Raw genomic sequence first — 24,633 nt, forward strand, 5'->3', positions numbered from 1 at the left:
ACTTCTCCGTTAATTTTTTTACGCCGAGCTCCAATTCATTTAGATCACAATTTACAGGATTCCACTTCTCCGGATCATCCGTCAAGCGTGCAGCCGTATAGAAGGCTCCGTCCTTCCATACCACCGCAGAGTAACCAAACAGAGGAAGCTTATATTCCTTATCTGTTTTTACATAACCGGGAAGGCATAGACGTGTATAACCCTGGGGCAAAAGAGCGCCGACTGCCGTCTCATTCCCTGGCATTGCCTTCATTTCACCCGTTTCCGGGTCCATGCCAATCGCCCGCGTATTCGGCAACCCGACCAGTGTGGCGCCTTCTGGCAGCGGAATTAATTCATCTTCCAATATCTCAACAATCATATCTCCGCTTCGGGCAAGCCCATACCATTCGGAATGATCATATACATTTCCTTGCTCATCTGCGTAAACCAAATACATGTCGTTCTCCTATTCTAAACGTAATTCTTGGTCTCGTGTTCAGCCTTGGGTAGCCGGGGCTGCCTGCGTGCGTGACGTGCGCCTTGCCGGCTGACTTGGGGACGAACTCCCCGAGCTGTTTCCATTCACATCAAACGATGCAAGAAACTCGGCATTGTTCTTGGTATCCCGCATTTTTTTGAGGAACCCTTCCACAAAATCTGCGGAGTCATTCATATTTTTGCGGATCGCCCAAATGGTATCCAATTCTTCCTTGCTAAGCAGCACTTCCTCGCGTCTTGTACCCGAACGACGAATATCGATCGCCGGAAAAATGCGACGCTCCGCAAATTTACGGTCGAGGTGAAGCTCCATATTACCGGTTCCCTTAAACTCCTCATAGATAATATCGTCCATACGGGAGCCTGTATCGACCAGTGCCGTTGCCAAAATGGTCAAGCTGCCTCCCTCTTCCACGTTGCGTGCCGCACCAAAAAACCGTTTCGGACGATGGAAGGCTGCCGGATCAATACCGCCGCTGAGCGTTCTGCCCGAAGGAGGAATAACCAGGTTATAAGCCCGTGCGAGCCGTGTAATGCTATCCAGCAAAATAACAACATCCTTCTTGTGCTCCACCAATCGCAGCGCACGTTCCAGAACCAGTTCTGCAACCTTAATATGGTTTTCAGGCAGCTCATCAAAGGTCGATGCAACCACTTCACCTTTTACCGAACGCTGCATATCAGTCACTTCTTCTGGACGTTCATCGATGAGCAGAACAAACAATTCAATTTCGGGATAGTTGGTTGAGATGCTGTTAGCAATTTCTTTTAGGAGGAGCGTTTTGCCCGCTTTTGGCGGAGCCACGATCAAACCGCGTTGTCCCAGTCCTACAGGAGCAAGAAGATCCATAATGCGGGTAGACAGCTGATTAGGGGATGTTTCTAGCACTAATTTATCTTGTGGATAAAGAGGAGTCAGAGCCGGAAAGTGCAAACGTTCTGCTGCAACAGCGGGATTCTCTCCATTGACTGCATTGACCTGCAATAAGCCGAAGTAACGTTCATTCTCTTTCGGTGCTCTACATTTACCGGACACTAAATCTCCTGTTCTCAAATCAAACTTACGGATCTGGGACGCAGATATGTAGATGTCCTCTGTGCTCGGAAGATAGTTGATCGGCCTTAAAAATCCGTATCCTTCTGATAATACTTCAAGTACACCTTCCATAAACATCAGGCCGCTCTGCTCGGCTTGAGCCCGGAGAATAGCAAAGATCAGTTCCTTCTTCTTCAGTTGGCCATAATAAGGAATCTGATATTTTTTAGCCAATTTATACAGGTCGGTCAGCTTCATACCTTCCAAATCGGAAATTTGTAAATCCATTCAATAACCACCTATTCAATTTTTTAATTCGAAAGTAACTCTTTTCAATCGTAAGTCTATAAGTCTATGATTGCGTCACTAGGATAGGATTACCCATTTCAAAGGGAGATATGCAGATCAAATTTCATTTTTATTCAAACTTCACACAAAAAAAGACCTACCGCTCTCCCTGTAATGGTTTATCGACGTCTATTCCTCTGCCGGCTCACGCCAAACATCGGCACCCAGCATACGCAAATTGGTTACCAGATGGTCGTACCCGCGATCAATGTACTCTACACCGCTAACCTCGGTGACACCTTCAGATACGGTCAATCCAGCGATAACCAATGCAGCTCCCGCCCGAAGATCTGTTGCCTTTACTTTAGCTGCATTCAGTTTCCCGCCCTCAATGATAGCAGAGCGTCCCTCGACACGTATTTTAGCTCCCATTCGAACCAATTCCGGTACATGCTTGAAACGATTGCTGTATACAAAATCGCTAAGCATGCTCACACCTTCAGCCTGTGTTAGCAGACTGGTCATCGGTGACTGGAGGTCCGTTGCAAAACCTGGATAAACTAGCGCTTTCACATTTACATGCTCATAACGCTCTTTACCAATTACACGGATACTTTCATCCAATTCCTCAATGTCTACACCCATTTCCATAAGCTTAGCTGTAACAGCTTCGAGATGCTTAGGAATGACATTATCAATAACAACGTCACCGCGGGTAGCCGCAGCAGCAATCATATATGTTCCGGCCTGAATCCGGTCGGGAATAATCGAATGGCGGCAGCCATGCATTTCAGACACACCCTCAATACGGATCGTTTCCGTACCTGCGCCCTTAATGACAGCTCCCATGGAGTTCAACAGAGTAGCAACATCTATTATTTCAGGCTCTTTGGCCGCATTTTCAATAATTGTGGAACCTTTGGCTTTAGAAGCCGCCAGCATAATGTTAATTGTCGCCCCAACACTGCTCACATCAAGATAGATTTTCGCGCCCCGCAGCTCTTTAGCATGCAGATGAATCGCGCCATGCTCATTCGTCACAGTCGCTCCAAGCGCTTCAAAACCCTTAATATGCTGATCAATGGGACGAGGTTCAAAATTACAGCCACCCGGCAGACCGATAATGGCTTCATTAAATCTTCCAAGCATAGCTCCCATCATATAATACGAAGCACGCAGCTTCTTGACAGGTCCATTAGGCATCGGAATCGATTTGATACCGGAAGGATCGATCTTCATCTGAGAGCCTTCCCATGAAACTTGACCACCCAGCTCTTCCAATATTTCTGCATACACAGCCACATCACTTAAAAGCGGCAGATTTTCCAGTACCACTTCTGTGTCAGCTAATATAGCCGCAGGTATTAATGCGATTGCACTGTTCTTGGCACCACTGATCGTCACGGTACCCTGCAGTGGGCGTCCACCGCGGATCATTAATTTTTCCATAAGCTTAAGGGTCCCCCTACATCACTTACTGCCGAACATATAGCTTGATGGCAGCGTTTTGGGTGTTATCAAGCGATAAATCGCTAGATCTCATCTTTAGAAGCAGTTACGTCTCAGCAAATAATAAATATTGTCTAAGTCATAGTTTCATTGGCGTTTGCCTTTACTATGAAAATGGAAAAACACCGGCTTAGCGGTGTGTGCTTTCCATTCCTAACTAAGGAATTGGACAGCCCTTGACGGGCTGTCCGTATTTATGCTCAATCCATGTTTATGGGCAGCGCCGGATAAGGCGCATCTACCGTTAAATTAAGCTTTGTTATTGGATCCAAACTCGCGGATTTTACCGATAACTGTTTCTTTGATTGCCTCACGGCCTGGCTTCAGGAATGTACGTGGATCGTAAGCTTCAGGCTTCGCAGCCAATACTTCACGAACGACTTTCGAGAAGGAAATTTGGTTCTCTGTGTTTACATTAATCTTGGAAGTACCAAGGGAAATAGCCTTCTTGATGTCATGTGTCGGGATACCTGTACCACCGTGTAAAACGAGTGGAAGCTTAACGGCATTGCGGATTTCTTCCATTTCCTTGAATCCAAGGTTCGGCTCACCTTTGTAAGGTCCATGAACAGAACCAAGTGCAGGAGCAAGTGTGTCAATGCCTGTCTCATTCACGATACGTACGCAGTCATCAAGCTTCGCATACATAACATCACCAACAACATCGTCTTCCTGACCGCCAACCATACCAACTTCAGCTTCAACAGAAACGCCCTTAGCATGTGCATATTCAACCACTTGCTTCGTTGTTTCGATGTTTGTTTCAATTGGGCTGTGGGAATCATCGATCATTACAGAAGTAAATCCTGCATCGATCGCTTCTTTACATTTCTCAACGCTTGAACCATGGTCGAGGTGAATAGCTACAGGAACAGTGGTCTTAAGGTCTTCCATAAGGCCTTGCACCATTTTTACTACAGTATTAAAACCGCCCATGTAACGAGCTGCACCCTCAGATACACCCAAAATTACTGGCGACTTTTCTTGTTCTGCTGCCTCAAGAATTGCATGCGTCCACTCAAGGTTATTGATGTTGAATTGACCAACTGCATACTTTCCTTCAAGAGCTTTGTTCAACATGTCCTTCATAGATACTAATGGCATGGTCCATCCTCCTATAGTCGATTATGTCTAAGTATATAGCCGACGTTCTAATACGATAGTATTATACCACATCGCATGATAAATACTAAACAAGCATTTAGCAAAAAACTACGGTGTTTGTCACATCCACCAAAAAAAAGAACTCTGCTTATACACAGAATTCAGGGTTGATTGCATGTATTCGTTTTATTTTTGAGCTGCATATTAACGGCCAGCCGCATTTCATCAATATCGAAGGGCTTCGTGAAATGCATCAGGGCTCCAAGATCCGTTGCTTCCTTGATCATATCGAGTTCACCGTAAGCTGTCATCATGATCACCTTGATACCGGGATTCATCTGTTTAATATGTTTCAAAATCTCAAGGCCGTCCATGCCCGGTATCTTCATGTCGAGCAGTACCAGCTCAGGCTCATTTTTCTTCACAATATCGAGCGCAATCCTGCCGTTAGCAGCCTGGTATGTCTCATAACCTTCACTGGTGAAAACCTCCATCAGTAAAATCCGAATCCCGTTCTGATCATCCACAATAAGCACTTTGTGTTTGTCCATTTAGCAGCCTCCCACCATCATTTTATTACCTGATATATGTAAAAACTGTCATCCCCCCATATTCACCTTGATTGACCATTACTTGTATTCGCCCGTGAAGAACAAATTCCTCCCTTATTTTTACTTAGCAATTAAAAATAACCTTATTTTCTTCTGCGAAAAATTATAATAATTAGCGAATATAAAAAAGCCTCCCCGCATGGGGGAGACTTATGATATTTTGCCCTTATATAGTAAACGAAATTAAGACAAGTGTTGAATCGAAGCCTTCACAAACTCACGGAACAATGGTTGTGGGCGGTTTGGACGGGAAGTGAACTCCGGATGGAATTGTACCGCCAAGAACCACGGGTGACCAGGAAGCTCGACAATTTCAACCAATCTTCCATCTGGTGATGTACCGGAAATGCGAAGACCTGCTTTTTCGATTTCTTCACGGTACTGATTATTGAACTCATACCGGTGACGATGTCTTTCATATACGAGCTCGTCATTGTAGCAGGACATGGCCAGGGAGCCTGGCTGAAGCTTACAAGGATACAATCCCAGACGCATTGTACCACCCAGATCTTCAACATCCTTCTGTTCAGGCAGCAGGTCAATGACCGGATATTCTGTAGCAGGATTAATCTCGGAGCTGTTCGCGCCATCCAGACCTACCATAGAGCGTGCATATTCAATAACCGAAACCTGCATTCCAAGGCAGATACCGAAGAACGGAATCTTCTGTTCACGTGCATAACGAATCGCCGTAATTTTGCCTTCAATACCGCGGTCACCAAAGCCGCCCGGTACCAGAATACCGCCGATATTACCCAGCATTTGCTCTACGTTTTCCTCTGTAATTTCCTCTGCGTTAACCCAGCGGATCTTCACTTCCGCATTAGCATCAAATCCGGCATGAGCTAAGGATTCCACAACACTGAGGTAAGCATCATGAAGCGCAACATATTTACCGACAATGGCAATTTCAATCGTCTTCTCCAGCTTGGATACACGGTCAACCAGTGCTTCCCACTCCGTCATATCCGGTTCAGGCGTGTTCAGCTTCAGATGATTCACAACAATCTCATCCAGACCCTCTTCGCGCAGGTTCAAAGGCACTTCATACAATGTAGATGCATCACGGCACTCTACAACAGCATCCGGATCAATATCACAGAACAAGGCGATTTTTGCTTTCATTTCTGCGGAAAGCTCGTGTTCTGTCCGGCATACGATAACATTCGGTTGGATACCGATGCTGCGCAGTTCCTTCACGCTGTGCTGGGTCGGTTTCGTCTTCACCTCACCAGCAGCCTTGATGTATGGGATAAGCGTTACGTGAATGTACATCACGTTATCGCGGCCAACCTCGCTCTTGATTTGACGAATCGCCTCAAGGAAAGGAAGACTTTCAATATCGCCTACGGTGCCGCCTATTTCTGTAATAACAACGTCAGAGCCAGCCTCGCGTCCAGCACGGAAAACGCGCTCTTTGATTTCATTCGTAATGTGTGGAATAACCTGAACTGTTCCACCTAAGTATTCGCCGCGGCGTTCCTTGCTAATAACGGAGGAATATACTTTACCAGTCGTGACGTTGCTGTTCTTCGACAGATTTATATCAATAAAACGCTCATAGTGTCCAAGGTCGAGGTCCGTCTCCGCGCCATCATCGGTTACGAATACTTCACCGTGTTGGTAAGGACTCATTGTTCCCGGGTCTATATTAATATAAGGATCGAATTTCTGGATCGTTACCTTCAGCCCTCTGTTCTTCAGCAATCTGCCGAGCGAAGCTGCAGTAATCCCTTTACCCAGGGAAGATACAACCCCGCCTGTTACGAAAATATACTTTGTCACAGTAAAACCCTCCTAAATAAATTCGAAAAAAATCAGGCGACATACGATGTTTATAGTAACCCTTTTACTTCTGATTCATCATTAAAACACGATAAAAATGAACGGTGCCCGCTTCATAATTAAAAGCGAGCCGACCGATTAACATATGACAAGCTTTTCCGGTGAATCAAGCCGGCCTGTCAGCAAACAGCGCGAGAAGCTTCATTCAAGCACCATGTACCTGTGGGGTTCCTTGATAACCGGAATTTGTGCTGTGTAAAAAGCATGACAACAATTCCCTAAAAACAAAAAAAGTGACCCCGAAAATAAACGGGGCACTTTTATAATTAAACATATTTGTCTTCAAATCATAAGCCCAAGCAATAGTTTACTCTGTGCCTTGTCTCCTTGTCAAGAGAAGAACCCATCACAAATTGACCCAATGCCTGGTTAAAAATATACAGTTCGCTAAACCTAAAAATTATTGGTCCAGATCCTCATCGTCGAGCTCTTCATCCGCAGCATCATCATCCACGTCATCGTCGTCTTCCAGATCATCATCGTCAAGCACGACTTCATCGTCTACCTCGTCTGCATCGTCGTCATCATCGGAGAAGATATCGTCATCTGAATCTTCATCAACGTTATCGTAATCCTCGTCTGCATCATCAGTAGTATATGTTTCTTCTTCCTCTGTGAAGTCATCATCATCGTCGTCTTCATCATTAATGATCCGCGGACGCTTAGCATTCGCAACCGGATCGTCAGAACGCTCCAGAGGGTACCAACGCTTCAGTCCCCACAAGTTCGTGCCCACGCAGGCGAAACGTCCGTCTATGTTGATCTCGGTATATAACTGGGCAATTGTATCGTTAATTTCCTGTTCCGTGAAGCCGCGAAGTTTGGCCACCTCGTTCATCAGGTCACGGTAATAATAAGGCGTATTTGCCGCCTTGAGAACCATAAAAGCCAGGTCCACCATCGGGATTTCCTGAATCTTTTCTGGATCAATCTTTAAATTGAGCGGATTACTCACTTACGTACACTTCCTCTCACGCAATCTTCAACTTGCATATCGTCATTGTATCAACTTACCCATTATCAAAACTAAGTAAAACCTATTTAGAGTCAAAAATCAAGTTTTTATCTTTCCTTCCTGAACAAGAAAAAGACGGAGATGAATTCTCCGTCTTCTGACTGTATCCGCCCCAAGGATCGGCTCCTTACGGGATAGAATGAGAGAACCCTTGTGTTCTCTCCGTTTATATTATGTTCGCCATATATGTTTGACACGCCGAACAAGGCCTATTTCCTTGAAAAAAGGGCAGCTTCCCACGCGGGCAACCACCTCCAGTCATACAATACTTCAGCAACGGTTCTTATAAGGGGGATTGCCAGGCATGAACTATACCCGGATCATGCAATCACTGCTATGGGAGTCAAACCCTCGGCACCATACCCAAGAAAGCGACCGAAGGATTCTTACGTTTCATGATCCCCAGCTCTTTCTCAAATGTGTTCATGAGTGGAATGAAATATCTAAATCCGCCTGTGAGCTGCAGCACGTCACCTATTCTCCTTTAACCCGCTCCATTATCGCACCATCCTCCCTGACGGCTTCAATCGAAGCCGAGTTTAAGCAAGATATAACTGTAGAGGAAGACGCCCGGATAAGTATACACGCAGTAAAAGGGAGCATTGAGACCGGACCTGGGATACCTTGGGGAGTCAAGCAGATCAGGGCCCCTCAAGCATGGTCAATCTCCACGGGTCACCGTGTTAAAATCGGCGTGATTGATACAGGGGTCGATTTCAGCCACCCTGATCTTCAGCATTCCTTGATGAAAGGAGTTAATCTGGTCAATCGCGGCATGCTTCCGTATGACGATAACGGACACGGTACACATATTTCAGGCACCATTGCTGCAGCCAACAGTGTTCAGGGAATGATTGGTGTTGCCCCGAAATCGACAATATATCCAGTAAAGGCATTCGATCACAACGGCTCCGCGTTTGTGTCGGATATTGTCATGGGTATTGACTGGTGCATACGTTCGGGCGTCGACATTATCAATATGAGCTTTGGTATGCAGACAAGAAGCCAGGCCTTGCTTGATGTTGTAACGAAGGCCTATCAATCCGGCGTCATTATTGTAGCTTCTTCAGGCAATGATGGTAAACGCCGAACCGTCGACTATCCTGCCCGCTATCAGCAAACGATTGCCGTAGGGGCTACGGATCGATATCACAGAATCGCCGCTTTTAGCAATCGAGGGCAATTTGTGGATATATATGCACCTGGCGATAAAATTGTATCCTCCTGGTTACACGGAAAATATCACGAAATGAGCGGCACCTCTATGGCCACCTCTCATGTAAGCGGGACGATTGCCCTGTTACTGGCCCAAAAGCCGGGTATCAAGCCTGCAGCAATCAAGGCACTGCTGCGGCGAACTTCACTTCCCATCCGCCTTCGTAAAGGACGAACATCGTCCGACTGCGGCGAAGTGTATACTATAAGATTCCTAAAGGAAGGTTTAAAGCTGTGACTTCAGCACAGCTGAGCCTTTAATCCAAAGAAAGGTTACTCCATCATAGAAAAAACAGCCGCTCCCCATGATGGGAAGCGGCCGTTATGGTTAATGTGTATTTTATAATTCTGGACTTACATCCGCTCTGGAGCAGATACACCTACAAGGCGGAGTACATTTGCAATAACGGTGCGAATGGCGCCGAGAATTGCAAATCTAGCCTGTGTCTGCTCTGCATCCTCTGTAATAACACGTTCAGCTCTGTAGTAGCTGTGGAACAGTGAAGCCAGCTCATACACATAACGGATTAAGCGATGCGGCGCATAGTTCTCCGCAGCAAGCGACACTTCCTGAGGAAGCTCACCGATTTTGCGCAAAATGTCGTACTCATGTTCCGCTGTAAGAAGACTTAAATTCACTTTATCCAGAGGCAGCAGCTCAATCCCTTGCTCTTCAGCTTGGCGGAACACACTGCAAATCCGCGCATGAGCATACTGTACATAGAAGACCGGATTTTCGTTAGACGTAGAAACTGCCAAGTCCATATCAAAATCGAGATGTGAATCCATACTCCGCATCGTGAAGAAGTAACGGATCGCATCTACGCCTACTTCATCCATCAGGTCTTCCATGGTTACGGCTTTACCGGTACGTTTGGACATTTTGACCTTTTCGCCGTCCTGGAACAGACTTACCATCTGAGCAATAAGAACAGTCAGCTTCGCCGGGTCGTTACCCAGCGCCTCCATTGCTGCCTTCATCCGCGGAATATATCCATGGTGATCTGCGCCCCAAATATTGATCATACGGTCATAGCCGCGTTCGTATTTGTTGCGGTGATAAGCAATGTCCGGTGTCAGGTAGGTGTAGGTGCCGTCATTCTTAACAAGAACACGGTCCTTGTCATCACCATAATCGGTTGTACGCAGCCAAGTAGCGCCGTCCTGCTCGTACGCTTCCCCTTTTGCTTTCAGCTCTTCGAGCGATTTTTCGACAAGCCCGTTCGTATACAAGGAGGTTTCACTGAACCATTCATCAAAATGAACGCGGAAACGACTTAAATCGCGCTTGATTTTGCCGAGTTCCTTCTCCAAACCAAACTCACGGAAAAATGCCGTGCGCTCTTCAGGGGACAGAGACAGCAAAGAATCGCCTTTTTCGGCAACGAGCTCTTTAGCAAATCCTTTAATGTCTTCTCCGTGATAACCGTCCTCCGGCATTTCAACTTCTTGTCCCAGCTCTTGCAAATAACGTGCTTCAATAGACTTGCACAGGTTCACAACCTGATTACCAGCATCATTAATGTAGTATTCACGGGTAACATCATATCCTGCAAAATCAAGCACGTTGCAGAGTGCATCGCCAACCGCTGCACCACGGGCATGTCCGAGATGCAGGCTTCCTGTCGGGTTCGCACTAACGAACTCTACTTGGATTTTCTGGCTTTGACCCTTGTTTACACGTCCGTAGTTCTCGCCCTCTTGCTGGACGAGTTCAATCACCGGATAAAGATAGCTCTTGTTCAGCTTGAAGTTAATAAAACCAGGACCTGCAATTTCAGCTTTCTCAATTGAAGCTTTTCCTGTATCCAGATGCTCCAAGATGGATTCAGCGATTTGACGGGGATTCTTCTTCGCGATCCGGGTCAGCTGCATCGCTGCATTGGTCGCGAGATCGCCGTGCGATTTGTCCTTAGGTACCTCTAAAGTAATAGCAGGCAGCTCTTCGCGGGACACCAGCCCTGCTGCTACAGCAGCATCAGCCACCGCTTCAGCAACAAGCTGGTTAATGTGATCGAGTGGATTCAATGTCATGATTCATGGGCCTCCTGAATAGTCAAACTGATGGAAAAGTGTCCCGAAAACTCATCGAACACGTATAAATCATACGCCCACGAAGCGCTGCCGCTCATATCGTTAAGTTCGATGTTCAGGCACTGGGTGTGCGTAGACAGATTAAATGAGGTGAACGGGGAACGGTAGTAGCCGGGCAGTCTCTGCCCCTGCTTGAAGGCCTGCTCCGACTGTACTTCACCGTGACGAATGATCTTCAGATCATCTTGGGTCAGCTTCAATGTCGTGCGGGTCTCTCCTTGATACGGCCCCATCTTTGGTTCTTCATAGCGAACATAAATAGCATTTCCTTTGGCAATAACCTCAGCCGGAAGCTGCTGCTCCGTATTCTCCCCTTCATGAAGGCTCTGGAGCCGGATGGTCGCTTGTTTTCGGTCTGACATCATACGTTCCTCTTTTCCTTACCTATTGTAATACTATATCCAGTATAGGGCGGCAATTCAAATGAGGATTTTTGCAAAATTTACAGAATCCCTTCGGATAAACCATATATGGATAGAAAAAACGCTCTATATCTTATTTTACATGAAAATGAGTCATGAGTTACATAACCTTTTTTCATTCGTTATATTTCTGCGCCCATTGCTCTTTCCATTCGGCAAAGGATATCCCAGTAATCTCTTCGAGAGTACGGCCATCCAGGGAGTAAGGACTTCCAACTAATCCGGGCTTGGGTATAGATGTACCACCAATCACTTCACCATCTGCCATCATAATTGCTACCCTTGTATCTGTATTATAATGTTCACTCAAAGGATGGCCCGAAACCGTAAAGCCATACGTTGCAATTTCCTTGCCAAAATAATCACCCGGATCACTCTCCTGTACACCCCAAGTTTGAATGTACGGCAAGTTGCCGGTAGAGGCAGCAGATTCAGAGTTAAGGAGCGACTTATCTAATATGTACGTAAAGGTCTTGCCTAATCGTTCTTCAATATGATATCCCCTTGATTCCACATATGCAGCAGCTCTTTTCTCTTCCTCAGACATCTGCTTCGGGAAAACATCGAAACGACTCAGCACTAACAATAGAAGGACAAGAACAAATACCACAATCAATATCCTCTTCATGGACACACAGACCACTCCCCCACTCATTCTCCACTTATAATACACCAAAAATTTACAACCAAGCGATAGTAACAAAAAACAAGCATCCCCCGATAGCCGTAGGCTTAGAGAAGGGATGCTTGTTTTTTAAAAAGGTTTTAAAGGTTTTAAAACCTCACGCTCAGAGTCGAGGCGAAGCAGACGATGAGTCGTGTACAATCCTAAAATTAGCCGTACCCAGCGTTTAGCTGGTTAGCCGGCAATCTCGCATGAAGGCCACCTCGGCACGAACCCGAAGGGGAGCAGCCGAGAAGTGGCCGGCAGACGACGAGCCCCCGCTTCCTTCCACAACTAAACACCATCCGCCAAAAATTCCGGGTGTCCAGAGGGCAGCGCCCTCTGGGGCCCTCCCTGGCGGGGAGGGTTTGGGAGGGGGGGAAATAATTTAATTTAAGAATGGGGGGGCTTAGGGGGGGCTACGCCCACCCTAGCAGCATCTCCCGAATCAGCTTCGCAGCCACAATCTGTGTCTGCTCGGTCGGATCATAGATCGGAGCTACCTCTACCAAGTCGCAGCCCACCACATTCACGTCAGAGTTTGCAATCAGATGCACGGCCTCCAGTAGTTCCTTTGATGTAATGCCCCCCGCTTCTGCCGTACCGGTACCCGGTGCCGCAGATGGATCAAGCACATCGATGTCAATCGTCACGTAAACCGGACGCTTGCCCATTTTAGGCAAAGCTTCTTTAAGCGGAGCAGCTACCTCAAATGGATGGAAGTTAATGTTCTTGTGCCCGAACTGGAACTCCTCACGGGAGCCGGAGCGGATACCGAACTGATAAATATTTTTCCCGCCCATAATTTCAGCCGCTTTACGAACCGGCGTTGAGTGGGACAGAGGTTCTCCCTCATAATGCTCACGCAGGTCAGCGTGCGCATCAATATGAATCAGAAGAAGATCCGGATATTTCTCATGCATCTTCTGAATAATCGGCCACGTCACCAAATGCTCGCCGCCGAGACCAATCGGAAATTTGCCGTCATCCAGCAGCTTCCCTACATAGTCACCGATAATCTCCAGGCTGCGCCCTGCGTTGCCGAACGGCAGCATCAGGTCACCAGCGTCAAAGTATGTGATATCGTCAATACTCTTGTCGAGGTACGGGCTGTATTCCTCCAGTCCTACCGAAGCTTGACGAATCCGGGAAGGACCAAAGCGGGAGCCCGGACGGAAGCTGACGGTAAAGTCCATCGGCATCCCGTAAATAACGGCTTTGGAATTGTTGTAATCGTCGGAGCTGCAAATAAATACGTTGCCGGAATAAGCTTGATCCAGTTTCATTGATTAACCGCTCCTCCTTACTTCACCAGGTCTTCTACGAATTTAGGCAGCACGAAAGCTGCTTTATGCAGGCGAGGTGAATAATATTTCGTATCCATCTCATCGATTGCAGACTCGTCCACTTCAAGAGGGTCGTACTTCTTGCTGCCCATCGTGAACGTCCACAGACCGCTTGGGTAAGTTGGAATATTCGCACCATATACACGGACGATCGGGAAGATCTCCTTTACATCCTTGTTCACTTGCTGGATCAGATCCGCTTTGAACCATGGGTTATCGGTCTGAGCCACGAAAATCCCGTCTTCCTTCAACGCCTCGTAAATGCCTTGATAGAATCCGCGCTCGAACAGCGGAGCAGCCGGGCCAACAGGTTCAGTAGAATCTACCATGATTACATCGTATTCATTTTTATGTTCCAGTATATGCATATATCCATCGTTAACCAGCACTTCAACCTTCGGATCATCCAGTTTACCGGCAATCTCGGGCAGGTACTGTTTCGAGTATTCAATGACTTTACCATCGATTTCAACGAGAACGGCCTTTTCCACTCCTGGATGCTTAATCACCTCACGAATGACACCACCGTCTCCTCCGCCAACAACAAGCACCTTCTTCGGATTTGGATGGGTGTTCAGTGCGGGGTGAGCGACCATTTCATGATAAACGAATTCATCCTTAATCGTAGTCATGACCATTCCGTCAAGGACGAGCATACGTCCAAATTCTTCGGTATCGATCATATCCAATTGCTGAAACTCCGTCTTCTCATGTACAAATGTTTCCCGTATTTTTGCCGTGATGCCGAAAGTCGGCGTTTGTTTCTCCGTAAACCATAATTCCATCGTCTCTACCTTCTTTCCGCTAGAATAATGTTCAGCCGTCCAGATCCAATCCGCAAAACTTTATTCGGGCAGATGCCGAGTTTCACATCTTTTCCTATTTGTACTAAACAAATGTATTATATTAAATCAAGCCCAAAATGCAACCAAATTATCCAGCAGGCTCTCTCAATCGTAAAATACTACCCCTAAACTATGAATATCCTTTCACATCCAGCACCATAATATATACTAAAAAGGATACGGAGGAATATTCTATGGCGGGACATCATCATCCGCATAAGCGCAAAAGACCCTTGTTTCGACTCGCCATGGTTCTGCTCGGACTCTTAGGGCTTTCTATCATTGCAGGCAGTGTCCTGCTTGCCTATCTATACATAAAGCCGCTGCCTGTTGCCGAGACCGAGCGTTCATCCAGGCTGCTGGATAATCGCGGAGAAGTCATCGCCACATTCTCCTCTTCAGGAAGGTCATCAGAAAAAGTGACGCTAAACCATATATCACCGCTGCTTATCAGAGCTACCCTGGCCGTGGAGGACCGAAAATTCTATGATCATCCCGGATTTGATCTGAAAGGAATGGCGAGGGCGGTCCTCGTCAACCTGGAACATATGAACAGCAAGCAGGGGGCAAGCACACTTACCCAGCAGCTGGCCCGAAATTTGTATTTGTCTCATGAAAAAACATTGTCCAGAAAACTCAAAGAGGCTAAATTCACGGTCCAAATGGAGATGAAATATACCAAGGATGAAATTCTGGAAATGTACTTAAATGAAATTTATTACGGACATGGTGCCTACGGGATTGAATCGGCGTCACGCATGTATTTTGGCAAGTCTGCTAAGGAACTCAACCTGGCTGAAAGTGCCATGCTGGCCGGAATTCCTAAAGGACCTACCTATTATTCACCCTATAACCATTTCGACAATGCGGTAAACCGGCAAAAAACCGTACTGAACTCTATGGTCGAGACAGGCGATATCACTCAGGCAGAAGCAGAGGAAGCCGCCTCTGCTAAACTGGTTTTACTGCCTCAGGACCGTCAGGAGAACAAGGTGATTGCATCCTTTTTTCGGGATTATATAGGCGGACTGGTAACCACCAAGCTTAATATCACCGAAGAGCAGCTGGAGCAGGGCGGATTAAACATTTACACCACGCTTGACCCTCAGGCACAGCAAGCGGCTGAAGCAGCAGTAGCTAAAGAGATGGACAGCAAGAGCGAGCTGGAAACAGCACTCGTGTCTATAGACCCTCGGAACGGCCATATAAAAGCAATGGTAGGGGGAAAGAACTACCGTGCCAATCAATATAATCATGCTCTGGCCAAGACGCGGCAGCCTGGCTCTACCTTTAAACCGATCATGTACTTAACAGCAGTTGCCTCCCGCCAAATGACAGGAATCACGATGTTCAACAGCGAGCCAACCCTGTTTCATTACGATAACAATCGCAAGACATATCAGCCCAGCAACTTTGGTGACAAATATTTCGGTGAAATCAATATGCGCGAAGCGATTGCCGCCTCAGACAATATTTATGCTGTAAATACGATCATGCAGATCGGACCAGAGCGGGTGATGGATATGGCTAAAAAACTGGGCATATCCAGCCCGCTTGAGCCTGTCCCTTCGCTCGCACTTGGGACTTCACCTATCAGCCCGCTGGAGATGGCCTCCGCTTTCGCGGTTCTTGCCAGCAACGGTCAGCGTATACCTCCTGTAGCGGTCCTCCGCATTACGGATGCAGCCGGACGGACTTTATATACGTCACCCGAAGAGAAAGGGGAACAGGTGGTAGAGCCTGCAGCAGCCTATGTGCTGACACGAATGATGGAGGGTGTGTTTGATTCGGGAGGCACCGGAAGAAGAGTATCTTCTATTTTGAAGCGTCCGGTAGCCGGAAAGACCGGGACAACCGACACCGATGCCTGGCTTGTCGGTTATACGCCGGAGCTGTCTACAGCCGTCTGGGTCGGTTATGACAAGGGAAGAGGGATCAATTCATCGGAAGGGCGGCATGCTGCACCTATTTTTGCAGAGTACACAGAAAAGGCGCTCGAAAATGTTCCTCCGAAAATTTTCCCCATTCCCGAGAATGTGGTCAGCACCTACATTGATCCGAAAACCGGCAAGCTCGCCGAATCGAGCTGTCCTGACAAAGTACTCGAGGTATTCATTAAGGGTACAGAGCCTTTAGAATATTGTGACGCTCATGGCGGCACACCTGAACCAGCCGCACCAGCGGACCCAAGGAAACAAGAAGAGCGCTCATGGTGGTCCGACTTTAAGCGCTGGTGGATCGAATAAATATCAGTGTCTCTGCTCGTTCTAAGCGGATTCCCCTTCCCCTATAAAACAAGCCCTGCTCCGGATATGGTTATCCAGGCAGGGCTTGTATCCATGATACCTGATCAAATATCGATATTCGGGGTCTCTCCCCACGCCGATTCATAGGTTACGGGCTTCTCTTCCTTGTACTCTTCAAGCTCATCGGTATCGAATCCCCATGTGTTCGAGATGTAATCCACCTTCCAGCTCTTCTGGTCCTCATCATATACAAGGCCCGTATAGCTGTATGCCTCCTGCATCTCCAGAGATGGTGATTCTCCTTCGATAAAAGTGGCCGCTTCAATGAGAGGCTGGGTAACGAGCGTCATCTCCCAGACCCCGTTCCTGTAATCAAGATCCATGGACCCCTTATCAAATATCGTACCTAAATAATTCGATTTGTAGGCATATCCGCTCTCTTTGAAATCATTAACAACACTCTGAAGCACATCCTTGTACTTATCCGTGGATAACGTGAGCTTGTCTGCATTTCCGGATACAAAAGCTTCAAGGTTCTCTTTTGAATGCTTAATAACGGTGTCCTGTATCGTCTTCCGGAAGCCTTCATCCTGCGTAAAATCGATAACAATATAATTTTCATCAATCTTAACCTCGGTGCTTCTTACGGTACCCCATGGAAAATCTGCTTCCACGGCGAGCGTCATTGACCCATCCGTAGTTACAGGACCAAATTCAGAATTAGCAAAAGGATCAACTTCTACCTTCTTACCGTTAATGTACAGACGTCCGTCCAATTCAGGTTCATCCATAAACCGGGTAGACCAGCTTACCGTCTCCCCTTCCAATTCGAGATATTCACGATAAGAATAACGGGTATCCAGCAGCTCAATTTCCTCTGCCGTTTTGAGATCAATAAACTCATTCTTGAACCTCGCCTCTACGTCATATATCCCTGGTAAGTAAGGACCCAGCGTAGTCTCATAATCCGGGACATCAGCTACAGCAGCTTGCTGGCCATTCACGGATAATACGGTGCCTGCATAATTCGTTTCGACTTCCAGATAAACTCCGCCCATTGTCAATGAGTATGTATCAAAAAATAACGTCTTCCCGCTCTTCTCCAGATTGATGAGGCCATTCAGTCCGTAGCCCCCATACAAGTCCTCAAAGCTCTGATTCTGTGCGGCTTTTTCGATTACCTCTGCCTGTTCTTTCAGTAGACCAATAATCTGACTGCTCTCATTCGGGTTATGATCCAGGTACTTCATAAAGCCTGTAATTGACTTCTCATCGACCTTCAATTTTTCATCTCTCGAAGACAGCAGCTCAGCCACAGCCTTGGCATCTTTGGACTCAAGCGCAGCCTCTAATCGACTAATCAGCCGATCCTCTGAGGTAAAATACTGCCCCGCTTTATACCCACCGACCAGAACGGCCAGCAGCAGCACGCCTGACAGTATGAATATTTTCTGCTTGAGGCTCATACGTACAGAAACAGCAGCAGAGGTGCTGCCCTGATTCATACCTACAGGCGGTAGTGAGGCTGCCGTCGCAGCACTCTCCCGCCGAGCCTCCGGAATGAAGGAGCTGCCTTCCTGCCCTGGCATAATCTCTTGGTTTATCTTGTACGGAAGGACACCAGATTCATCTGTGCTGGTATCCGTCGTAGACTTATTTCTCTTTTCTGCCTGATTTAATAGTGACCCGCACTCTTTGCAAAACTTCGCCTGCTCAGAAACCTGCGCACCACACTCCGTACAAAATCTCATGTCCCATATTCCCCTTTATCTGCTATCTGCCTTAAAAATTAAAAATACGCTCAGGTCGCAGCATGGACCCAATCGAATCCCCAACGATAAGCATAGTCAGGAAAATAGCTACATAAATAAGCAAAATAGCATAGAGCGTATCCAGTCCCCCGAGGGCTACACGCTTGTAGCTCGTTGTAATCAGCGCCGGAATCGTAAAGATCCCGCCAATAAGCCCAATGGTCAGAAATGCTCCGCCAACTGAACTTCCCAGGATTATAAAGAGAAAAGCGATAAGAGATATAACAATGAAAGGAATAAGCATGACTCCAAAGCGGGCTATAATTTCTTTGAAATGAGCGCCTGGATGGGTTGACAGCTTTACAGCCCCGAATGTGTAAACGGCAACCAGGAACATAAATACCGCTAACCAGAACGCAGGTTTTAACACAAAATCTACAAATGGACTCGAACTGAGGAAGCTGCGTGCCTCATGGCCCAAGGAGAAATAAAACATCAAGGGAAAGAGAATTACAAAAATAGCAAGGGATATGATACCGTTCAGCAGTTGTTCGCTTCCCGTTTTCTGGGTTACGGCAAGCGGGCTTTTGAGACCCTTTAGGAAATAATCAAAATAAACCTTGGAGTTTTGCTTGGCGCTCTCGATATACGGATTAGGCTTGGAAAGCTCATCCCCCGCTGTCCCTCCCGTTGTAGCCTGGGGACGCGGCGGAGCTGTAAATACATGATGATGTGCTTCACCTGCTGCCGACTCATTCTGCACGCTTCGGAATTCCGCCGGAGGTGCCGGTATTTCTGTATTCACTTCCGTTTCACTTGCCTCCTGCCCCTCAAAGGACTGGACTGCTGAGGTTTCCTCTACCTCAGGGCCGAGCTTCGCACCGCATTTTTCACAAAACTTCCCACCCTCGTTCTCGTGGCCGCAAATCTTACAAATCATTTCTTTACCTCCTTGTTCATTTTAGTTAGAACTCACATTATCTTAGAGTTAGATAAAGAAGACACATGGATAACGAATTAGCTCCTCAGGTACCATTTACTTTTTGAAAACCGATCTATGTAATCAAACCATTATAAATATGAAAACTGGTAAGATGGCCCTAAGTCTAACCTTTATATTCCCAAAAGCATGTGAGTCTGGAACTATTTTAGATTATAGTATAAATGCGGCACCCTGCTAATGGAAGCATTTTCTGGTTTATGTCCGCTTGTAGGATGAAGAGGTATGTCATTATTTGTTTATACTATATAGAAGAACTCCATATAAATTATTCCAATAGGAACCAGGGAAGGTGCTCTTCATGATTCATGAAAAAAAAGATTTTACAGCTCGCTATGGCCAGCCCTTACCCTCTTCTATATTTACAGATACGGCACTTGAATCTGCCCCTAAACTGCTCGGACAGACACTCGTTCGATCCACAGAGGACGGAGAAATCCGCTGCAAAATTGTAGAGACCGAAAGCTATGGGGGCGTCGAAGACAAAGGCTCTCACGCTTATGGTGCCAGACGTACAGCCCGGACTGAAACCATGTTTCATGCAGGCGGCGCATGCTATGTTTATCTCATCTATGGCATGTATCATTGCGTCAATGTGGTTACAGGAAAGGAGCATGACCCCCAGGCTGTATTAATCCGGGCTGTAGAGCCTTTGACGAGCCGGGATGCCGAGTTAATGAAGCTTTACCGCGGCAAGCTTCCGGCCGGAAAGCCCGCCAATCTAAGCAACGGTCCCGGTAAACTCTGCCGTGCTCTCCGGATTGATAAAAGTCTAAATGGCTGCCAATTGAACCAGATGAATGGACCGCTCTATCTGGAGCTTGGAGAGGATGTGTCCCGCCTTTCTATCGTACAGGCCCCCCGCATTAACATTCCTTATGCGGACGAATATGCGGCTAAACCTTGGCGTTTCTATATTAAAGGCAATCCTTATGTATCGATAGACGACAAAGAAGCTGTACCTTACTCCATCTAAGCCAGTCAGGATGCGGGGGCATTTTCCTGAGTCCTTTTTTTAGATATCATAATCAAACCAACGTTTGAATATTGGGCGAAAATGGCGTATATTCGAGTTAACAATCAAATCATCATTTGAATATACTGTATTCGCAGGGAGGTGAAACGGGTGACGATAAAGAGAGAGCTGTTATCTTATCCCGATAATAACCAGGATGCGTGCGAGGCTTTCTGTCCAACACCAGAGAAGGTATCACAACTGAAGCAGGCTATAGCTGAAGATGACATCACCGGAATGACAGAGATATTCAAGGCTCTCGCCGATCCTACTCGCGTTAAGGTGGCCTATATGCTGGATCGTGGCGGTGAATTGTGTGTGTGCGATGTGGCTGAGGTGCTTGGGAGCTCAACGGCTACAGCCTCTCACCATCTCCGTACGCTTAAAAATAAATCTATCGCTAAGTCACGCAAGGAAGGCAAGAACGTATTCTATTCCTTGAAAGACGATCATATTCGCACCCTGCTTCATATGACACTGGAACATCAGAAAGAGAAGGTGGAAACATGAGCACATATAACGACTCCACACCTCGCGGCAAAGATAACAACAACAACGATGTAAACACGGAATACCGGGTGCAGGGCCTTTCCTGCCCTAACTGTACACGCGAAATGCAAGATGAAATCAACAAGCTGGAGCATGGTCAGGGTGCTAAACTAAGCTATAACAGCGGGAAGCTGACCCTTTCTCCCCACGTAGACCTTACACGGGTTGAGGAAATATTAAAAAGTGACGGGGCCCGAATTGTTCATCCTTCCGATCCTCACGCAGCAGCTTCTACTAAGCATGCTCATGCGCACGATCATGGCGCCCATGCCCATGATGATCACAATCCTGGTGACAGCGAAGGCCAAAGCCATGGACATGCTCACAGCCATAACGAAAGCAGCAAAATGAAATGGCTGCTGTCGATCTCAGCTGTCTTCTATCTGCTTACGTTCGTACTTGAAAACCAGGTTCCGGCTCCTGTCATTATCACGCTCTATGCTGCGGCTATGATCCTAAGCGGCTATACCACGTTCCTTCGCGGACTCCGAAATCTAACGAGGCTTAAATTCAACATGGATACACTGATGACTGTTGCACTGATCGGTGCAGTGATCATTGGCGAATGGCGGGAAGCAACGCTTGTAGCCATACTATTCGGTCTGAATGAGATGCTTGAAGGCTACGGCATGAATCGTGCCCGTCAGTCGATGGAGGCCCTGCTTGCAGCCGCACCTAAAGAGGCGGAATTACTTCGTAATGGTGAAGCCATTCGTGTACCGATTGCAAGCCTTTCACCAGGCGATATTGTCCGTGTCCGCCCAGGGGAGAAGATCCCTTCTGACGGGATCATTTCGCAAGGAACAGGTGCAGTCAACGAAGCCGCGATTACCGGAGAATCGGTTCCTGTGACGAAGAGAGAAGGAGATGCCGTGTTCGGCGGCAGTGTCAGCACAGACGGCCTGTTGAATGTAGAAGTGACCAAGGCCTATGAAGATTCATCTCTGGCCAAAATTATGCATTTGGTTCAGGAAGCACAGGACAGCAAGACACCAACAGAGTTGTTCATCGATAAATTTGCCAAGTACTACACACCGGCAATTATGATGATTGCCCTATTCATGACGATCATCCCGCCACTGCTGTTCGGTCAGCCATGGATGACATGGGTGTATCAAGGCCTCTCCATCCTTATTGTCGGCTGTCCATGTTCACTTGTACTGTCTTCCCCTATCGCACTGGTAAGCGGGATGACCAGGGCAGCACGGAACGGTATTCTGGTCAAAGGCGGCGTTCACATGGAGCAGCTTGGACGGCTTCAAGCCATCGCATTTGACAAGACCGGCACACTGACACGCGGTGAGCCTGCTGTATATGCAGAAACTATATATAATCAGGAGAAATTTTATGCGGTTGCGGGCTCTGTAGAGCAGTCTTCCTTACACCCGCTGGCCAAGGCAGTCATGAAACATCTGGCCGCCAAGCAGCCGAATCAGACTTTTGCTGAGCCGCTGGATTCTACCGTGCTGCCAGGTGAAGGCGTTCGTGCAGAGGTTAACGGTAAACGCTATTGGGTGGGCAGTGAAGAAGTGCTTCGTCATGTAAAAAGTGAGCAGGAACCGGCCATAACTGCTGTTCGTCAGGATATCCGGCGTATGAAAGAGCAAGGCTTCACGATTATTGTCGCAGCTGACGAGCATTCCGTGCTCGGCCTGTTCGGTCTGGCTGATGAGATACGTCCGGAAACGCCGGAGGTTATCAGACAGCTGCATCAAGCCGGTATTACGAATACCGTCATACTGACGGGTGATCACGAGCAATCTGCACAGTCGATTGCGAAACAGGCCGGTGTAACGGACTTCTTCGCCAGTCTGCTGCCGGAAGAGAAAGTGTCCAAGATTAAAGAACTGGCACGCCATCAGAAGACCGGTATGGTCGGAGACGGTATCAATGATGCACCTGCCCTTGCCGCTGCTGATCTCGGTATCGCTATGGGAAAGGGAACGGACAGTGCCATCGAGACAGCAGATGTGGTGCTCATGCAGGATCACCTCGGAAAGCTTCCTAATGCGATCAGCACCGCGAGAAAGGTTAACCGTGTCATTCGGTGGAATATCGCGATCTCGTTATCACTGAAGGCTATTGCACTGCTGCTGACCATTCCGGGTCTGCTTACCTTATGGATCGCCATCATATCGGATATGGGTGCAACGATTCTGGTGACACTCCTCGGATTAACCATATTACTCGGTAAAGATAAGCCATCTGCTTCATCCCGCTCATAAACCGCGACTACGGTCCCCTTCTCTTGGCTTTCGAGAGGAGGGGATTTTTGCTTGTCCGGAACCGTGAGTATTTTGAACAAATTCTATTTATTGTAAATATATGAGTGTAATTATGGAACTTTATCCATCCCCTGTGCGTCTAATACGTATCAAAGAGAGGAGGTGCAAGAGGATGAGATTCCCGAAATCAACGAAAACGGCAGGTGCTGCGGCGCTCGCGCTAACGCTAAGCATTTCACCCGTTGCAAGTCTATTACCAGGCTTCACTTCTTCTGCTTTTGCAGTCCAATCCATAAAGGAACCTTCAATAGCTTCTTGGGATCTAGAGCTTCAGCACGCACCATTCACCAAAAATGGGGTCCTGCTTGTTCCTGTTAAAGAACTCACCGAGTATATGGATCTTCGGATTATACAATCAACCAACAAGAAATTCATTTATATAAGCAGTCCCAACCAATCGGTTCGAATTACACCCGGCCAATCCAGAGCAATCAATGCAAAGGGAACGATATTAGCTCTTGAAACAGCTCCGACTGTTCGTCATGGCGTGACTTACGTACCGGCATCGCTGTTAGCTAAAGGCTTCGGAATCCATCTAAAGTCGAAAGGAAAGTCTATCGTTTCTATACAGGGCAGCGCGCGGGAACACGTCTCTGCAGCGGCGGGCAATATGCTCATCTGGCTGAACCGTGAAACCCTGCAGCTGTCCATGGGTGAGATCGGCAAGCTTCCTGAAGCAGCAGGCAAGATCACTTTAGAGAATGTGGATTGGGTAAATTTCAAAGCCCGCAAAGTTAATGCTCTCAGCTATGTCGTCGAAATTAATAATTGGCACGGAGAACCTCATATCCACGAGACCTACGTTCGTGCCCTCCTTCATAAAGGCAAAATCGTAAAACAAGGGGCGACCCACTTTACCAATTTCCCTGGTATAAACACAAAGCTAAATATCAATGGATATAAGGGGAATGTGGTAGTCATGGACGGCAGCACCCTCCAGCTTGTTCACCCAACAGGCAAAGTGGTTAAGACATATGATCTTGCAGCAATCACGGGTGTGGAAGATGACTTCGTCGTGGAGGCGATCGAGAATGATTTCCTGTTGGTCCGTCCATATAAAGCAGCCACATTGTTCATCGTTCACCCGGTTTTAAAAAAGGCTGTCCTCATCTATCCGGATCTGTTGGATGAGGAAACGCAAAAAATGATTAGAGAATATCCCCCGAATGAGGCCGGGTTCGTCGGTGACGGATTAGCCTACACCGGCTATACCAATCAGGAACTAACGTTTACATTTAATTATCCCTTACTTAACACTAAGAATAAGAGATTCTCATACAAGCCTCCTTTCTAATATGACCTCTCCCCCTGTA

Annotated in this window: 19 protein-coding genes and 1 pseudogene; 6 read left to right on the forward strand and 14 right to left on the reverse strand. The window is 47.2% G+C overall.

Annotated elements, in window-relative coordinates:
- From BN1234_RS04140 to rpoE, 7 genes and pseudogenes are all read right to left on the reverse strand, one after another.
- A pseudogene (locus BN1234_RS04140) lies at nt 1-439 on the reverse strand (radical SAM protein); the annotation flags it as partial.
- Between the two features lie 39 nt (nt 440-478).
- A complete protein-coding gene (rho, locus tag BN1234_RS04145; protein WP_054955396.1) occupies nt 479-1,804 on the reverse strand; it encodes a transcription termination factor Rho in 1,326 nt (441 codons plus the stop codon).
- 189 nt (nt 1,805-1,993) lie between these two features.
- A complete protein-coding gene (gene murA / locus BN1234_RS04150) occupies nt 1,994-3,253 on the reverse strand; it encodes a UDP-N-acetylglucosamine 1-carboxyvinyltransferase (protein WP_054955397.1) in 1,260 nt (419 codons plus the stop codon).
- 309 nt (nt 3,254-3,562) lie between these two features.
- Nucleotides 3,563-4,417: a class II fructose-1,6-bisphosphate aldolase gene (gene fba, locus BN1234_RS04155; protein ID WP_054955398.1), complete on the reverse strand. Its 855-nt coding sequence runs from the start codon at nt 4,415-4,417 to the stop codon at nt 3,563-3,565.
- Between the two features lie 161 nt (nt 4,418-4,578).
- A complete protein-coding gene (locus BN1234_RS04160; protein ID WP_054955399.1) occupies nt 4,579-4,968 on the reverse strand; it encodes a response regulator in 390 nt (129 codons plus the stop codon).
- Nucleotides 4,969-5,211: 243 nt separating this feature from the next.
- Nucleotides 5,212-6,813 (reverse strand): CTP synthase, encoded by a 1,602-nt coding sequence (pyrG, locus tag BN1234_RS04165; RefSeq protein WP_054955400.1) that lies wholly within the window; start codon nt 6,811-6,813, stop codon nt 5,212-5,214.
- Between the two features lie 460 nt (nt 6,814-7,273).
- The gene (rpoE, locus tag BN1234_RS04170; protein WP_054955401.1) at nt 7,274-7,828 is read right to left on the reverse strand and encodes a DNA-directed RNA polymerase subunit delta; all 555 of its coding nucleotides are present in this window, start codon (nt 7,826-7,828) and stop codon (nt 7,274-7,276) included.
- A gap of 364 nt (nt 7,829-8,192) precedes the next feature.
- On the opposite strand from rpoE, the gene BN1234_RS04175 reads away from it, so the two are divergent.
- Complete coding sequence (locus BN1234_RS04175) at nt 8,193-9,341, forward strand: S8 family peptidase (RefSeq protein WP_054955402.1); 1,149 nt, start codon at nt 8,193-8,195, stop codon at nt 9,339-9,341.
- Nucleotides 9,342-9,457: 116 nt separating this feature from the next.
- Here BN1234_RS04175 and argS read toward each other — a convergent pair whose 3' ends face one another.
- The 5 genes from argS to speE form a co-directional block, all read right to left on the reverse strand.
- The gene (gene argS / locus BN1234_RS04180) at nt 9,458-11,137 is read right to left on the reverse strand and encodes an arginine--tRNA ligase (protein ID WP_054955403.1); all 1,680 of its coding nucleotides are present in this window, start codon (nt 11,135-11,137) and stop codon (nt 9,458-9,460) included.
- Nucleotides 11,134-11,559 carry a YwiB family protein gene (locus tag BN1234_RS04185; protein WP_054955404.1) on the reverse strand — a complete coding sequence of 142 codons (426 nt, stop codon included), beginning with the start codon at nt 11,557-11,559 and terminating at the stop codon, nt 11,134-11,136. Before BN1234_RS04185 ends, argS begins: the two co-directional genes overlap by 4 nt.
- Before the next feature lie 175 nt (nt 11,560-11,734).
- On the reverse strand, nt 11,735-12,247 hold the full coding sequence (locus BN1234_RS04190) for a hypothetical protein (RefSeq protein WP_054955432.1): 513 nt from the start codon (nt 12,245-12,247) through the stop codon (nt 11,735-11,737).
- A gap of 455 nt (nt 12,248-12,702) precedes the next feature.
- Nucleotides 12,703-13,569, reverse strand: a complete 867-nt coding sequence (gene speB, locus BN1234_RS04195) for an agmatinase (protein WP_054955405.1) — start codon at nt 13,567-13,569, stop codon at nt 12,703-12,705.
- 17 nt (nt 13,570-13,586) lie between these two features.
- The gene (speE, locus tag BN1234_RS04200; protein WP_054955406.1) at nt 13,587-14,414 is read right to left on the reverse strand and encodes a polyamine aminopropyltransferase; all 828 of its coding nucleotides are present in this window, start codon (nt 14,412-14,414) and stop codon (nt 13,587-13,589) included.
- A 254-nt stretch (nt 14,415-14,668) separates the two neighbouring features.
- On the opposite strand from speE, the gene BN1234_RS04205 reads away from it, so the two are divergent.
- Nucleotides 14,669-16,720 carry a transglycosylase domain-containing protein gene (locus tag BN1234_RS04205; RefSeq protein ID WP_054955407.1) on the forward strand — a complete coding sequence of 684 codons (2,052 nt, stop codon included), beginning with the start codon at nt 14,669-14,671 and terminating at the stop codon, nt 16,718-16,720.
- Between the two features lie 104 nt (nt 16,721-16,824).
- Here BN1234_RS04205 and BN1234_RS04210 read toward each other — a convergent pair whose 3' ends face one another.
- Complete coding sequence (locus BN1234_RS04210) at nt 16,825-18,471, reverse strand: zinc ribbon domain-containing protein (protein WP_054955408.1); 1,647 nt, start codon at nt 18,469-18,471, stop codon at nt 16,825-16,827.
- 31 nt (nt 18,472-18,502) lie between these two features.
- Complete coding sequence (locus BN1234_RS04215) at nt 18,503-19,411, reverse strand: zinc ribbon domain-containing protein (protein ID WP_054955409.1); 909 nt, start codon at nt 19,409-19,411, stop codon at nt 18,503-18,505.
- Nucleotides 19,412-19,772: 361 nt separating this feature from the next.
- On the opposite strand from BN1234_RS04215, the gene BN1234_RS04220 reads away from it, so the two are divergent.
- The 4 genes from BN1234_RS04220 to BN1234_RS04235 all read left to right on the forward strand — a co-directional run bounded on the left by BN1234_RS04220 (nt 19,773) and on the right by BN1234_RS04235 (nt 24,614).
- On the forward strand, nt 19,773-20,447 hold the full coding sequence (locus BN1234_RS04220; protein WP_054955410.1) for a DNA-3-methyladenine glycosylase: 675 nt from the start codon (nt 19,773-19,775) through the stop codon (nt 20,445-20,447).
- Nucleotides 20,448-20,597: 150 nt separating this feature from the next.
- Nucleotides 20,598-20,996 carry an ArsR/SmtB family transcription factor gene (locus BN1234_RS04225; protein ID WP_370733784.1) on the forward strand — a complete coding sequence of 133 codons (399 nt, stop codon included), beginning with the start codon at nt 20,598-20,600 and terminating at the stop codon, nt 20,994-20,996.
- The gene (locus BN1234_RS04230) at nt 20,993-23,260 is read left to right on the forward strand and encodes a heavy metal translocating P-type ATPase (protein ID WP_082423094.1); all 2,268 of its coding nucleotides are present in this window, start codon (nt 20,993-20,995) and stop codon (nt 23,258-23,260) included. The genes BN1234_RS04225 and BN1234_RS04230 overlap by 4 nt, the downstream gene beginning before the upstream one ends.
- A 172-nt stretch (nt 23,261-23,432) precedes the next feature.
- Nucleotides 23,433-24,614: a copper amine oxidase N-terminal domain-containing protein gene (locus BN1234_RS04235; RefSeq protein ID WP_054955411.1), complete on the forward strand. Its 1,182-nt coding sequence runs from the start codon at nt 23,433-23,435 to the stop codon at nt 24,612-24,614.
- Nucleotides 24,615-24,633 lie beyond the last annotated feature (19 nt).

Source organism: Paenibacillus dakarensis, assembly GCF_001373415.1.
GTDB classification, from domain to species: domain Bacteria; phylum Bacillota; class Bacilli; order Paenibacillales; family Paenibacillaceae; genus Paenibacillus_AQ; species Paenibacillus_AQ dakarensis.